The sequence below is a fragment of the Paenibacillus sp. ov031 genome (genome assembly GCF_900143165.1).
GTDB lineage: Bacteria > Bacillota > Bacilli > Paenibacillales > Paenibacillaceae > Paenibacillus > Paenibacillus marchantiae.
In genome coordinates this window covers 668583-683819 of sequence record NZ_FRDO01000003.1, presented here as the reverse complement: position 1 = coordinate 683819, position 15237 = coordinate 668583, and the positions used below count along the sequence as shown (strand labels likewise).

Sequence of the window (15237 nt, the reverse complement as noted above, 5' to 3'; positions counted from 1 at the left end):
AACTGTATATTTGGGGTGAGATAATGAGGGCTTCAGTATCCATTTGCACACACAACAGAGCAATAGACACGATGCAGGCTGTTGAAAGTGTTTTGAATGGGGACACGGGTAATGCTGATTACGAGATTCTGGTTATTGATAATAATTCAACGGATAACACAAAAGAATTATTCGACTCTCTTAACATGCCAGCGCATGTTCGCTATATTTTCGAGCCTCAATTAGGATTATCCTATGCAAGAAATAGAGCGATACAGGAAGCGAAGGGAGAGTTTATTTTATTCCTGGATGATGACGCACTAGCGTGTTCTACCTGGATTAAAGAAGTCATTAAAATTTTTGATATGGATTCCCAAATTGGTTGTGTTGGTGGAAAAATAGTACCTATCTGGGAGGGGGGGAAACCTGATTGGATACCACATGATATCGTTAGTCTGTACACGCTGATGGATTTTTCTAGCGAAATTGTGGAAATGCAGGCGCCCTCTATTCCTTTTGGAGCTAATGTAGCTTTCAGGATGAGTATTTTTCAGCAGATTAAACCATTTAGAGAAGATTTGGGACGTGTAGGTAGCAATTTAATGTCAAGTGAAGAAAGCGAGCTAATTGGTCGAGTTCGTCTAGAATATAAAGTTTTTTACAGTCCATACGCTATTGTAGAGCACAAAATAGCAAAAAGTAGGCTAACTAAACGTTGGTTACTGCGAAGAGTTTATTGGCAAGGCATTAGTGATGCAACACGTTATAAGAAGAGTGGATGGGGAATATTCAAGCATACTATTAGGATTGTTCAGGCGGCGTTATTAATATTAATCTCATTTAATAATGTCCAAAAGGTAATGAGTGAAATGGCAAAAATATCTTATCGTAACGGAACGATCGTAGGGTCTTTCCGGAACAGCAGAGGACTGAACACCTGATGAATATGGCAATTGCCAAAAAGCCAAGGCAGCTTAGCATGGTGCAGACCATTTTTATGACCAGTGTTGCCAATATTCTTATTATGGCTGTGACGACTCTCACTTCTATTATTACAGCTCGAATGTTCGGGGCAACAGGTAAAGGTGAACTTGCTGCTGTACTGTTTTGGCCCGCCTTTATATCTGGTCTAGCTGCATTTGGTCTACCAACCTCGTTAATCTACAATGTGAAAAAAAACATAAATCAATTACCAACATACATCAGCATGAGCTTTGCGGTTCAAATTCCTATCAGCTTGATAGCTGGGATTGTAAGTTGGTTTGGCATCTCTTTCTGGCTCTCCGGATATTCGGAATCGGTCGTTTCCATTGCGCGCTGGTATACCGTATCCATGGTTCCTGTAATGCTGTTAATGGGAGTGCTTGCAGCAGCCGCCCAAGGAACGGATAAATTCCATATTTATAATCTATCAAGGTTGTTTGCTCCCTTATTTAATCTTGTTGGTCTGGTACTGCTGTGGATAACAGGCATATTAACAGTGGAAAGAGCAATCATTGTTAGTTTTGCAGCTAATATACTTGTATTAATCTGTTACATTTATGCCATGAGGCAGCAAATATTCAGTTCAGCAAGCAAGCTGGTGAGTCAATTTAGAACCTGTATTCACCTATTCAGTTATGGTATTCGAGTATACGGTGTGGAGCTGCTTGGTACTTTGTATAACCAGTTTGATAAAATAATTATTTTGGCTTTACTTACACCCAAAGATTTTGGGTTGTATTCGGTTGTTTTTGCCCTCTCCCGAATGTTTAACGTAGTTCAGACTGCGATAACGAATGTGATCTTTCCAAAGGTCGCAGGCATGGAGCAGCAGAAGGTACTGACTCTTGTAGGCAGAGCCTTCCGTATTAGTATGGTTCTTATGACGATCATCATCATACCTAGTATGCTGATTGGTCGTTTTTTTATTGGAATACTGTTCGGACCGGAATTTCTTGAAGCTAGCGGTGTGTTTTATTTGTTATCTCTGGAATGCATTGTTGGCGGAGGTTCCTGGATTCTGGCTTCGGCGTTTAATGCGTTGGGAAGACCTGGTGTAATCGTACTCCGGCAGATTGTAGCATTGGCAGTGACGATTACTTTATTTTTTGTGCTCACTCCACTACTGGGCTTATACGGAATAGGGTTAGCATTATTGCTCGGTTCCTTTGTACGCATGTTGATGTCACTTGCATCCGTATCCATTATTTTCAAAATGCCTATGCATAAGATGCTGTACAACAAGGAAGATATTACTTTTCTAAAGGAAAGATTGAGAGAGAAAAATATACTCAAAGGAGCCGGAAAAGATGCCAAACGTGCAAAGGATTCATCCCATGGATGAGTTAAAAAAGCGGCTTGAATTGATATTGGAGATCGTACCTCCTAAATCCAAAATTTATTATATTGATTATCCGGTTTATAGTAACGGCGGCGATATATTAATAATGAAAGGAGCAGAGGCTTTTTTTAAGAGCAACCACATTCACGTTTCAGCAAGATATAGCGTGCATGATTTTCATGAAAACATTCATATCCCAGAAGACCACATTATTGTTCTTAGTGGGGGAGGTAATTTCGGGGATTTGTATGATGCTCATCAGAAGGTGAGAGAAACAGTTGTTCAGAATTATCCTCGACACAAAATAGTGATTTTGCCTCAGACTATCTTCTATAAAGAGGAAAGCAATATTCTTAAAACAGCAGCAATTTTTAATAAACATACAAATCTCCATTTATATGTGCGAGATGAGTCATCTTATCTGTTGGCATCTACGTATTTTATAAATTGTCATGTTGCTCTTCTTCCAGATATGGCGCATCAACTTTGGCCAATAGAAGTGAAGATTAACCCAAGCAAAGAGAGACTCAATTTTTATAGAACCGATATTGAAAAAAATTCAGAACAAACACAGATGGAAGTACAAGGCGATAATCAGGATTGGCCAACATTATATAACAGATATGAAAAGAAACTTATTTATTACATCAGTAAAGGACTGAAAAAGCGGGCGTCACGAGCCATTTCACAGTTTTTATGGATGAAATATAGTGATTATCTGGTGAATAAGGCTATTCGTTGTTTCGCGGATTATCGCATGATTCATTCTTCCAGATTACACGGACATATCTTATCCTGCCTTATGTCAAAACCCAATGTACTGATTGATAACTCCTACGGGAAAAACTCGGGATATTATCGAATATGGACTCATGAAGTAAACACGGCAAACATGGATACCTCCTCAAAAACGATCTCTCAACCTACACCTAAGTATATGGAAACAACCGCAACAGTTTAAAAAAATGGGCTCAATGTGTGTAAAATATAGAGAGTGGAGTGATAACCATGAGAATCGTACTTCTCTCCGGTGGATCAGGCAAGAGGTTATGGCCCTTATCCAACGATACGAGATCGAAGCAGTTCTTGAAAGTACTGGAGGGCCCTGAAGGGCAGACGGAATCCATGGTTCAACGGGTATGGAGGCAACTGCAGCATACGGGATTAAGCGAACAGGCCACGATTGCAACGAGCAAGCCGCAGGTGGAAATTTTACGGAGTCAACTGGGCGATGAGGTTGAGCTTGTCGTAGAGCCAGAACGCAGAGATACCTTTCCCGCGATTGCCTTGTCAGCTGTTTATCTGTACTCGGTACAGGGCGTCAGTCTGAACGAAACGGTTGCTGTACTTCCCGTTGATCCATATGTGGAGGAATCCTTTTTCTATAAAGTTACGGAGCTTGAAGGAGTGTTGGATGAGTCTGGTGCGGAGCTCGCACTAATCGGGGTAAAGCCCACTTATCCTTCGGAGAAATACGGTTATATTATTCCTGATCCACATGAAACCGAAAAACATAACCATTACGCCAAAGTATCACGTTTTCAAGAAAAACCCTGTGAGACTGAAGCGGCAGAGATGATAGAGCAATCTGCCCTTTGGAATTGCGGGGTTTTTGCATTCAAGCTGAACTATCTGATTAATCTGCTGATCTCCCTTGAACTGCCAATTCAGTATGAAGAGATGCTCAAACAATACGGAAGATTACAGAAAATTAGCTTTGATTATCAAGTAGTCGAAAAAGCCAGTCACATTGTGGTTACACCTTATGAGGGATATTGGAAAGATCTCGGTACATGGAATACGCTGACGGACGAAATGAGTACCCATATTGTGGGCAAAGGTGTAATGACGAATAGCTCGGTAAACACACATCTGATCAATGAGTTGAATATTCCGGTGTGTGTGCTGGGAGTATCCAACCTTATTGTTGCGACCAGTCCGGATGGAATTCTGGTTAGTGAGAAAGAGGCAAGTCCACAGATTAAAGAGATTCTTAAGGATGATAATCAACGTCCTATGTATGAGGAACGCCGCTGGGGTTGTTACAAGGTGCTTGATTACACGCGTAATGCCAGAGGAGAAGAGGTATTAACCAAACGCATTATTGTTGGGGCAGATAAGAATTTTTCTTATCAATACCATCTCAAACGAAATGAAGTATGGACAGTTGTTTCGGGACAGGGCGAACTGATTCTGGATGGTGAACTGAGATTGCTTAATCAAGGGGATGTTATCTCCATTCTGGCAGGTAGTAAACACAGTGTGAAAGCCGTAACCGAACTTGAAATCATTGAAGTTCAGATGGGCAGTGAGCTGGTGGAAGAGGATATCGTGCGAATCGAGATGGAATGGACAGATATTATCCAAAATTGCGTGAATTGGGGGAAAACAAGATGAATATTGCGGTGATTGGAACAGGGTATGTAGGTCTTGTATCGGGAGTATGCTTTTCGGAGATCGGCAACCAAGTCATCTGTGTGGACAACAATGAGGCCAAAGTAGAGATGCTCAACGAGGGCAACGTGCCCATCTATGAGCCTGGCCTCAAAGAGTTGATGGCTTCCAACATGCAAGCAGGCAAACTATCATTCACCTCCAATATTGCTGAAGCGATTAGCCAGTCGGATATTATCTTTATCGCTGTAGGCACGCCTTCTCTTCCGAGCGGAGAAGCCAACCTGAGCTATGTGGAGCAAGTAGCTATAGAGATTGGAAGTCACATTGAAAGCTACAAAATTATCGTGACCAAAAGCACCGTTCCTGTAGGCACCAATGATCGTGTCCGTGAGCTGATTAGCAGTATTTCATCTCAGCCTTTCGATGTGGCTTCTGTTCCCGAATTCCTCCGGGAAGGATCTGCGGTCAAGGATACGCTGAATCCTGACCGGATTGTCATTGGAACAGACAGTGATCGGGCGATTAAAACACTGAAGAAACTTCATCGGCCATTGACCGAGAACCTGATCATTACGGATATTCGATCAGCCGAAATGATTAAATATGCTTCCAATGCATTTCTCGCAACCAAAATCTCATTCATTAATGAAATCTCGAATATATGTGAAAAAGTAGGAGCCGACGTTACAAGAGTAGCCGAAGGCATGGGCTATGATAAGCGTATAGGAGCTTCCTTTTTGAAGGCAGGCATTGGTTATGGAGGTTCATGCTTTCCAAAAGATACACAGGCTTTAATTCAGATCGCAGGCATGGTCGATTATGATTTCAGACTGTTAAAATCCGTTGTCCAAGTAAACCAAGATCAGCGTTTACATGTCATTCACAAACTGGAAGAGGCGCTGGGATCTTTAAAAGGAAAAACAATTGCTGTCTGGGGGTTAGCTTTTAAACCGGAGACAGATGACGTGCGGGATGCTCCAGCGATCGATATCATTCAGCATTTAAGTGATGCTGGAGCAGTCATTAAGGCCTACGATCCCATCGCAACTGCGAATTTCCGTAAAGAGGTAGATGTCGCCTCCATCACGTGGGAAGAGAATCCACTTCATGCTGCGGAAGGAGCAGACGCTTTGTGCGTTTTGACTGAATGGAAGGAATTCGCTCATATCGATTTGAATGAACTGGTCAAAATCATGAAGGATCCAATTATGATTGATGGTCGTAATTTGTATAGTGCTGAACAGGTGCAGGCGTCTAATCTTCAATATTATTCGGTAGGTCGTCCGGGTTTGACGAAGCTGGAAGGGAAAGCGGCAGCAATCATTTAACCGCTATTCATCATCTTGAATGTGAGTGAGGAAGAACACATGAAAAAGTGGATGAAAGTTACCATCTGGATTGTTTCCTTGTTTGTAGTTGTTGTGTTTGGTTATGCCATATATCTCTATCAATCCGTTAAATCAACCGCTGACCAAATCTATGAGCCCCGGAATCCTGTAAAGCCCGTCTCGGTCACAGATAGCAGAGGTGGGCTACCAGTGGATATCAACAGTAAAGAGCCTTTTAATGCACTTATTCTTGGCGTGGATGAGCGTCCTAATGATCGAGGGCGCTCGGATACGATGATTGTACTGAGTGTGAACCCAGAAAAAAAACAAGTGCTCATGTTTAATATTCCAAGGGATACAAGGACAGACATTGTGGGACACAATACAGTAGATAAGATCAATCATGCTTATGCCTTCGGAGGCGTGGACATGTCGGTAAATACCGTTGAGCAATTTTTGGGAGTCCCCATTCATTATTATATGAAAGTGGATATGGAGGGCTTTGCCAAAATCATTGACCTGGTCGGAGGCGTGGATGTAAATAATCCTTTTGCATTTGATTATGAGGGCCAGAGTTATGATCAAGGGAATATTCATCTGGACGGTGTTGCTGCGCTCGGTTTTTCAAGAATGCGCTATGATGACCCGAAAGGGGATTTGGGTCGTAATGATCGACAGCGTGAGGTTCTGAAGCAGATGCTTAAGAATACGATGCAATTCTCCAGTGTACTTCATATCCAGAATATGCTTGATGAACTAGGTACTCATGTCAGAACGGATGTTACTTTTGATGAGATGAAGGAACTTCTCCTTGATTATCGTAATGATCTGGAGAATGTAGATACGGTGGAAATTAAGGGTAAAGGCGAGAAAATCAATGGGATTTATTATTACATCGTGGATCAGCAGGAAAAAGATCGCATTCACGGAATAATTGAAGAACATTTGGAGAAATAAACAGAAATAATGAAAGGCTTATGAAAGTGGTGAGGACCATGCTTATGGAGGAGGATTACGGGAAACGAAGGCATAAGCATAGACGTAATAAACGACCTTATGTTTATATCTTGTCACTGCTTCTGATTGCGGCGTGGGTTTTGGTGATTTGGCACTTTTCGACCCAATCATATCAGCAGCAGACCATCCAGCCTTGGCTGCATAAATGGTCTGAAAAGGTAAAGATCGGATTTGCGCTACCTGATGTGCAATTCACATACGGTGAGCTTGATTATTCCTTAAGACAACGACCGTATGATTTTGTTGAGTTCATATTTCGGAAAAGTGCACATTTATTTGTATATGCTGTGCTGGCGGTGCTTATCTATGGTGGGCTGAGATACAGGAAAATGCGGATGTTCACTTGTATCGCTGCTGCCCTGGCCGTAGTAGCGGTTATCGCCTCCATTGATGAATATATTCAACAGTTCAGCCCTAACCGGACGAGTTCAATCCGTGATGTCGGCGTAGATCTGCTTGGCGGATGTGGCGGAATTGCCTTATATATAGGGGTTAATGTCGTTTTCAGAAGATTCAGGTCTCCAAGGCGATCATCAGTCAAAAGAAAGTGATTTCCCAGGAAATGCTGCTCGCTAGTTCCCGCTTCTACTTGCTTGCTATCCATCATAAGTATGGAAGTAGGACAAGGGGGGACGGGGCATGCTGCGAAGAAGGAACCGGAATGCGTTACTTAAAAAGATCGGATTCATAGCACTTGTGCTGCTGCTGTTGTGGCTCATAGTCAGAACCATCCCATATCTGTTTCGTGCAGATGCACCAGATGAAGCTGCTTCCATTGCCCAAGAGTTTTACAAATATGAGCAGACGGGTGATTTCGGCAGTTCATGGGAGTTGTTTCATCCATTGATGAAAGAGCGCTTTCCCAAAAGCGCTTATTTACAGTCGAGAGCGCATATCTTCATGCAGCATTTTGGGGTGGAAACCTTTGATCTGGAGATGGAAAAACCAGAGCGAGAGTTTGACGTTACGGTAATTGATGGCGTTAAGCCATTTGCAGAGGCATATCGCATTGGTGTTACCCAGAAGTTTACGGGAACCTTTGGTCAATTTAAAATCGTGCAGAATTGTTATATCGTAAAGGATGGGGACGATTGGACATTGCTTTGGTATTATCCGAAGAATGGAGATACCGAGACTCAGCATGACAAAACTGAATGATAGTATTAACCCATACTATGTGCCGAATTGTATCATTTGTACTTGAAAAGGCTCTATGAATGCGAGACTTTAGTCGCATTTATAGAGCTTTTTTTGCATTTCATTTCTTTTTAAACCTTTAAGGGGTTGACATTAGTCCCGGTGTCAAGTAAATTACGAGTTAGATACAAAATGTATCAAAATTCAGCGTCTAACGACAAATAACAGGGACTTCAATGCTCCTTGTGAGGGGAAGGAATATCATTGATTGAAACGGACCGCTTTTACTGTGTCAGTTGTGGGATGATTGTGTCGGTCGCTAGGGGCTCTGTCGAACTAAAGGAAGAGGACTGTGGAGGCAATCACGTATTTCGCACCGGATTTTATCGGAGTGAGATGCCGCTTGGATGCTGTGAAGCGTGTGTAGTTCAAACGAAACGTCAGGGGAAATCCCAGTTTGCGGGACAATATACTAAAGATTATGATACACTATCTTCATATGAGAAGCGGGCATGATGTGAATGCCCGTTGATGAAGGAGGAAATGGAATGCAGCAGGAGCCGGTCGTCCGTCTTCAGGGCGTCAGTAAAATCATCTCCTCCCGATCATTGGTCAGTGACCTGACTCTGGATATTTCTCCGGGGCAGGTTTTTGGTTTTTTAGGACCCAATGGGGCGGGGAAAACAACAACGATTCGAATGATGGTAGGGCTGATGTCCATCAGTCAAGGAGATATCATCATCTCGGGACACAGTGTAAAGAATGAATTTGAACAGGCCATCGCTCAGGTTGGGGCTATTGTCGAGAATCCAGAAATGTACAAGTTTCTGACCGGATATCAAAATCTCGTTCACTTTGCCCGGATGTCACCTGGTATTACGAAAGAACGCATTGCCGAGACGATTGAACGTGTTGGGCTTACAGCACGCATTCATGACAAGGTAAAGACCTATTCTCTGGGTATGCGCCAGCGTCTGGGCGTGGCCCAAGCCATATTACATAAACCAAAGTTGTTGGTACTGGATGAACCCACCAATGGGCTCGATCCACAGGGAATACGGGAACTTAGGGATTATTTGCGTCAGCTCTGTCAGGAGGAAGGGATCACCGTCTTTGTATCCAGCCACTTGTTGTCGGAGATGGAATTGATGTGTGATACCGTTGCGATTATCCAAAATGGCAAATTGATTGATGTGAGAAATCTCAGAGCTGAGGCGGGAGCAGACGTACTTACTGAAGTTGCTTTTGAGGTAAATGATGCTCCACGTGCAGCCGAACGAATTAGCGAAGCTACAGTTCAGGGCAATGCCATTGTGATTCGTTTATCCCGTGAGCAGATTCCGGACTTGAATGCGAGGCTGGTCAGTGAAGGGTTCCAGGTATACGGTATCCGTAGCGTAACCCATACGCTGGAAGATCAATTTTTGCAGGTGACTGGGGGCGGAAGCATTGGGTAATTTCGGCAATCTCATTATGAATGAAAACATGAAAATTTTCCGTCGTCCGCGTACTTGGATTATGTTATCTATTCTGGCATTAATTTCGCTGTTGATGCCGGTTCTGCTCAATGAAGGCATGGGGTCCAGTGAAGTTCCATACTGGCAAGCAGCTATTACTACCGTTCAGGTCGTCTTTTTCCTGAATACTATCTTCTGTGTCGTCATTGCAGCCGAAGCGGTGGCCGGAGAGTTCACTTGGGGAACCATTAAACTACTGTTGATTCGTCCGTGGTCACGCAGCAAAATACTGGCATCCAAATATTTGTCCGTGATTGGATTCAGTATTCTGAGTACGTTACTTGTTGTTATTATGGCAACCGTAATGTCGTATATGCTGTTCTCCCATTCCGTAACTCCGGATGGAAGCGGTGCTTCTGCATCACACGCATTTGCACTATGGGGATATCTGTACGTGGACTTGTTTATTACGCTCGCTATTGCCTTTATGGTCTCCTCCGTGTTTCGTTCGGGAGCTCTGGCCATCGGTTTGTCTCTATTTATCATGTTTACACAGAATTTGTTCTCATTGATCTTCAATCCCGTTCGTTATGAATGGGCCAAGTATGTTCTGTTCAATAACATGGATCTCAGTCGGTATATGGATCCAGTGACGGACTTTAGTATGTTTGACGGTGGGAATACAGGCATGACACTTGGCTTTTCTGTTGCTGTGCTAGCTGTATATTATGTTGTTTTCATGTTGATCTCATGGGTTGTATTCAACAAAAGAGATGTGGCAGGCTAATCGCCTGCTTCTTTTTTTTACCCAATTTCTCCTTCAGGATGGAAAAGAGAGTATATTCAGCATTCGCTGTGGCATGACTAGCATTTAAGGGTACATATAATCATACATAAGAATACGGCTTGGAATGGAACACGCTGTCCAAGCTGTATTAAGTTGCATGACATACATATTATCGCCGCAGTCGTATTTGGCAGAGCAGCGTATGGAGGGATCACGTTTCTTGATAAACAACAAGTTTTACCGTATATGCACAGCAATTATTTTGCTGCTGCTCATCGTGTATTTGGGGGATAAAGTCAACTTTATTTTCAGCCCCCTGACCTCGCTGATTCACATCATCATTATTCCGCTGCTGATTGCTGGTTTCTTCTATTATCTGCTGCGTCCGCTCGTCGACTATATGGAACGGCACAAAATGAAACGTGCACTGTCAGTCCTTATTATTTACGTGGTAATTGCGCTGATTATGGCAGGATTCAGTGTGCTTGTATGGCCTTCACTGCGTGAACAACTGTTGAATTTTGTGGAGAATGCCCCGGTACTGGTTACATCGCTCAGTGATCAGTTGGCTGAATTCGAAAAGAGTGGTTTCCTTTCAAAATATATACCTGAGGATTCCGATCTGTTCTCACGCTTCTCCGATTTTCTAAGTCAAGGAATTGCCCAGGTAACGGATTATGTATCCGGATTGTTTTCTGTCGTATCTAATCTGGTCATCATTCTGGCGACGTTCCCGATCATGCTGTATTACATGCTCAAGGAAGGCAGCAAATTTGGAACTAATCTTACACTGTTGCTCCCGAGACGTTACCGTAAAGATGGAGAAGAGACGGTACATGAAATCGATGAAGCTTTGAGCAGCTACATTGTAGGTCGTGTCATTGTCAATGTAGCCTTGGGCATCCTGATGTATATTGGTTTTCTCTTTCTCGGTTTGCCATATGCATTACTCCTGACGGCCGTATCCATTATCCTGAACTTCATTCCTTATGTAGGGGCTTTGCTGGCAGCCATTCCTGTCGTCATTGTGGGGTTCATTGAATCACCTTCAATGGCGATCTGGTCGCTTGTCATCATTGTTATCGCTCAGCAAATTCAAGATAATCTGATCTCTCCTTATGTCTATGGCAAACAGTTGGACATTCATCCGTTGACTACCGTCATCTTACTGCTTGTAGGTGCAGACCTGGGGAACATTCTTGGGATGATTATCGTTATTCCGTTATATATGATCATCAAAATTATTTTCCGGAAGATTCAGAATCGAATCGTCGAAGACAAGGCAGATCCAGCCAATTAATTCAACTAAGGTGCTAACAACTCTAGGCACCTTATCGTGTGAATTAGCATGAGTGGCCAAGGCTAACGAACTTCAGGGTCTCTTTTACGCCGGAAAAATGCGAAAGGACCAGCAGATCAAGGCATTAGAGTGTCTGCGATTCGTTAAACTGTTGTAACAGTGAAAATAGGGCCAATAGAACGTGCTCGATTCGTTAGATATTCGCCGCGAGAGCGAACTATGCTAAACAGCAAGTATCGCTAACCGCGACTCATCCCAATACGCCTGCCATATGAAAAAGGTGGTATCCATCATCTTCACGACGATGGACACCACCTTTTAGTGTATCTATATTGAAGAAGCGAGTTTATTAATTCGTCTCGTCTTCATCAGTGTAGTCGGACATGGTCAGCGGTTCCTTAGGAACAACGGCGACTTTGTAGAAGCGATTTTTGTCTTTTTCCAGCAACACGAAGGTGAGATTCTCGAACTCATATTCTTCCTGTTCATTCATCTCTGGACGATGGCTATAAAGCCATCCGCCAATGGTATCCCATTCGTCAGCATCCAGGTTTGACGTGAACATATCGTTTACTTTGGACAAGGACACCTTGCCATCCATAATGACATAGTTTTCATTGATAACCTGAATATCCTCCACTTCGTCTGCGTCGAACTCATCCCGAATTTCTCCGACAATCTGTTCAAGCACATCCTCAATCGTTACAATCCCGGACGTACCTCCATACTCATCGACCAGCACGGCAATATGCACGCCATCCTTCTGCATTTTCTTGAGCAGGTCCTTGACCGGAGTCGTTTCGTGAACAGCCGATACCGGCTGAATGAGGGAAGAGAGATCGACAGGTTCTTCGTTCCCGTACAACTCCAGGAAAAATTGTTTGGTATTTATGATACCGATAATATCGTCTTTGCTCTCATTTACTACTGGAAAACGGGTGTATTGTTCTTGACGGATAATATCCAGGTTTTCCTCGTTCGATCTATTGACATAAAGGCAGACCATATCAGTCCGGGGTACCATGATTTCTTTGGCAAGCATCTCATCAAAAGCAAAAATTCGGCTTACATATCCGAACTCGGCTTGGTTGATTTTGCCGCTCTCAAAGCTTTCATTAATGATAAACTGTAATTCTTCTTCGGAGTGCGCATCTTCATGCTCCGATGCAGGTTTGATTCCGAACAACTTGACCAGTTGATTCGCTGAGCTGTTTAACAGCCAGATAAAAGGATACATAATTCGGTTAAACCAGATGATAGGTGTAGACGTCAGCAGAGCAACGGCTTCGGCTTTACGGATTGCAATCGTTTTAGGTGCAAGTTCGCCAACTACCACATGCAAATACGTGATGGCAACAAACGCAATAACAAACGATAAGAATGAAGAAACTGCCTCAGGCATGTTCATGCTTTCGAACACAGGGTGGAGAATTTTCTCTACCGTGGGTTCTCCCAGCCAGCCCAGTCCCAGAGATGTAATCGTGATACCCAACTGACAGGCGGACAAATATCCATCCAGGTTGGCAACGGCTTGTTTAACAGCCAAGGCACGCTTGTTTCCTTCTGCAATCATTTGGTCAATCCGGCTCGGACGAATCCGTACCAGAGCGAACTCCACTGCAACAAAAAACGCCGAAAGTCCTATCAAAAATGCAACCAATACTAAATTTAACGCATACCTCTCACTTTCCATTAACTAGTCTTCTCCTTTAAGTAATAAGTTTTTAACGAATATTATATCTAATTTTACGTAAGAAGACCACCTTCCAATCAAGAAAAGAGGAAGAGTCTGGAAGGCAGAGTATGCGAAATGGCGATGGAGTGCTGATCCGCAGACTGTAATGAATCATATGTAGAGGGGAACACAGTCAGAATATACAACGCCAAAGCATGGCAAGAACTGGCTGAGCACTGTTACAGATGCGCTGTGTATGTAAAATTTTATCTAAGCAAACGTTACGAACAGTGCATACATTGGGTATCTAATGATTAGCTAAAGGCTTTATCGTCAAAGCTTGTACAGTGAGAGAGAACGGCAAGGTTATCCCTTGCCATGAGGAGGAAGCCGAATGTTTTGGCTGGTCATTATATTGCTCGTATTTACTTTTCAGGCAGCCACCATTCTGTTGCTGGAATTCCGTAATCCGGCGAAAGCTGTGGCATGGCTTTTTATTTTATTCTGTGTACCCTTGATCGGCTTTGTTGTGTATTATTTTGTCGCCCAGGACTACAGCAAACGAAAGAAGGTCCGTAAGGGCGGTTCGCGAATCTTTCGGGAAATACGGGAAACGATCTGGGAGCAGGCTCATATTGTCGAGCATGCAGATCAGATGTCTGGCAGCCGATATAATCATCAGCATCGTTTGTTTAACCTGCTGTCACACCTGTCTGAGAGCCCAATTACAGGTTGCAATCGGAGTCAAGTACTGACGAATGGTGAAGAGACATTTGAAGCCATGTTGAGGGCAATGGAACAGGCAGAGCACCATCTGCATGTTGAATTTTATATTTTTCGGGATGATGTCATCAGTACAAAGTTTCAGGACGTGATGATTCGCAAGGCGAAAGAAGGCGTCAAAGTGCGTTTGATCTGCGATGGACTCGGCAGTCACAAGATGAGCTGGAGCTTTATCCGCAAGTTTCAGGACGCAGGCGTGGAGTTTCATTATTTTCTGCCGCCGCTCATTGCAACGATTGACCGAAGGGTGAATTACCGGAATCACCGTAAAATTGTTGTGGTGGATGGAAGGATTGGATTTGTGGGTGGAATTAATATAGGTGATGATTATCTCGGACAATATCCGGAGGTTGGATTCTGGCGCGATACCCATGTACAGATTGAAGGAGATGCCGTATATTTCCTGCAAAATACGTTCCTGAACGACTGGAAACTTGCTTCCGGCGAGCAGATTACAGAGCCTCAACTGACAGAGCTGTTCCCTCCACATATTTGCAGCGGGGAAGAGCGGATTCAGATTCTGGCCAGCGGGCCGGATCAGGACTGGGATGCCATTCAAGAAATGTGCTTTGGGGCGATTTCCGTGGCATGCGAACGCATATACATCACAACACCCTATTTCATTCCGGACCCCGCATTGTATGAAGCGATTAAGACAGCTGCCGTGAGCGGGGTAGATGTGAAAATCATCAATCCTTATCAATCGGATTCCCGGCTTGTGCACTTGGCCTCACTGTCCTATGTCGAAGAACTGTTGCGTGCGGGAGTGAAATTCTATCAATATCGCAAAGGTTTTGTGCATGCCAAGGTCCTGATTGTGGATGATTTGCTTGCGACGGTAGGCACAGCCAATATGGATATGCGGAGCTTTTTCTGCAATTTCGAGTTGACCGCTGTGTTGTTCGAAAAATCATCCATGGAACGGCTGACCGAGGATTTTGAACGTGATTTGGATGAATGCAGCCAGATTGACGTGAAGGTGTTTCAGCAGCGTTCACGGTGGCAAAAAGGGGCGGAAATGCTTTCTCGCATGCTTTCTCCGCTGCTTTAGCCG

Annotated in this window: 14 protein-coding genes; 13 read left to right on the top strand and 1 reads right to left on the bottom strand. The window is 43.6% G+C overall.

All coding sequences use genetic code 11. The features are described 5' to 3' along the window. The first annotated feature begins 23 nt into the window (after positions 1-23). The 12 genes from BUA17_RS17030 (at position 24) to BUA17_RS16980 (ending at position 11725) form a co-directional block, all read left to right on the top strand. Positions 24-920, top strand: a complete 897-nt coding sequence (locus BUA17_RS17030) for a glycosyltransferase (RefSeq protein WP_072734352.1) — start codon at positions 24-26, stop codon at positions 918-920. Then, positions 920-2305: a lipopolysaccharide biosynthesis protein gene (locus tag BUA17_RS17025; RefSeq protein ID WP_139295677.1), complete on the top strand. Its 1386-nt coding sequence runs from the start codon at positions 920-922 to the stop codon at positions 2303-2305. Before BUA17_RS17030 ends, BUA17_RS17025 begins: the two co-directional genes overlap by 1 nt. Continuing rightward, on the top strand, positions 2271-3263 hold the full coding sequence (locus BUA17_RS17020; protein WP_063564503.1) for a polysaccharide pyruvyl transferase family protein: 993 nt from the start codon (positions 2271-2273) through the stop codon (positions 3261-3263). Before BUA17_RS17025 ends, BUA17_RS17020 begins: the two co-directional genes overlap by 35 nt. Before the next feature lie 47 nt (positions 3264-3310). Next, a complete protein-coding gene (locus BUA17_RS17015; protein ID WP_072734351.1) occupies positions 3311-4699 on the top strand; it encodes a sugar phosphate nucleotidyltransferase in 1389 nt (462 codons plus the stop codon). Further along, positions 4696-6027 carry a UDP-glucose dehydrogenase family protein gene (locus BUA17_RS17010; protein WP_072734350.1) on the top strand — a complete coding sequence of 444 codons (1332 nt, stop codon included), beginning with the start codon at positions 4696-4698 and terminating at the stop codon, positions 6025-6027. Before BUA17_RS17015 ends, BUA17_RS17010 begins: the two co-directional genes overlap by 4 nt. 39 nt (positions 6028-6066) lie before the next feature. Further along, positions 6067-6984 carry an LCP family glycopolymer transferase gene (locus BUA17_RS17005; protein ID WP_072734349.1) on the top strand — a complete coding sequence of 306 codons (918 nt, stop codon included), beginning with the start codon at positions 6067-6069 and terminating at the stop codon, positions 6982-6984. A 38-nt stretch (positions 6985-7022) separates the two neighbouring features. Next, a complete protein-coding gene (locus BUA17_RS17000; RefSeq protein WP_063564499.1) occupies positions 7023-7595 on the top strand; it encodes a VanZ family protein in 573 nt (190 codons plus the stop codon). A gap of 88 nt (positions 7596-7683) precedes the next feature. Further along, entirely contained in the window at positions 7684-8202 is a 519-nt protein-coding gene (locus tag BUA17_RS16995; protein ID WP_072734348.1) for a hypothetical protein, read from the top strand. Between the two features lie 243 nt (positions 8203-8445). After that, positions 8446-8697 (top strand): hypothetical protein, encoded by a 252-nt coding sequence (locus tag BUA17_RS30920; RefSeq protein ID WP_064640103.1) that lies wholly within the window; start codon positions 8446-8448, stop codon positions 8695-8697. 32 nt (positions 8698-8729) lie between these two features. Then, positions 8730-9638, top strand: a complete 909-nt coding sequence (locus BUA17_RS16990; protein ID WP_072734347.1) for an ABC transporter ATP-binding protein — start codon at positions 8730-8732, stop codon at positions 9636-9638. Then, positions 9631-10425, top strand: coding sequence for an ABC transporter permease (locus BUA17_RS16985; RefSeq protein ID WP_063564496.1), 795 nt, complete (start codon positions 9631-9633; stop codon positions 10423-10425). The genes BUA17_RS16990 and BUA17_RS16985 overlap by 8 nt, the downstream gene beginning before the upstream one ends. Positions 10426-10645: 220 nt before the next feature. After that, entirely contained in the window at positions 10646-11725 is a 1080-nt protein-coding gene (locus BUA17_RS16980; protein WP_240321363.1) for an AI-2E family transporter, read from the top strand. A 349-nt stretch (positions 11726-12074) separates the two neighbouring features. Here BUA17_RS16980 and BUA17_RS16975 read toward each other — a convergent pair whose 3' ends face one another. Further along, positions 12075-13418, bottom strand: coding sequence for a hemolysin family protein (locus BUA17_RS16975; protein WP_063564494.1), 1344 nt, complete (start codon positions 13416-13418; stop codon positions 12075-12077). A gap of 376 nt (positions 13419-13794) precedes the next feature. Between BUA17_RS16975 and cls the strand changes: the two genes are divergently transcribed. Then, positions 13795-15234 carry a cardiolipin synthase gene (gene cls, locus BUA17_RS16970; protein ID WP_072734346.1) on the top strand — a complete coding sequence of 480 codons (1440 nt, stop codon included), beginning with the start codon at positions 13795-13797 and terminating at the stop codon, positions 15232-15234. Positions 15235-15237: the final 3 nt, after the last annotated feature.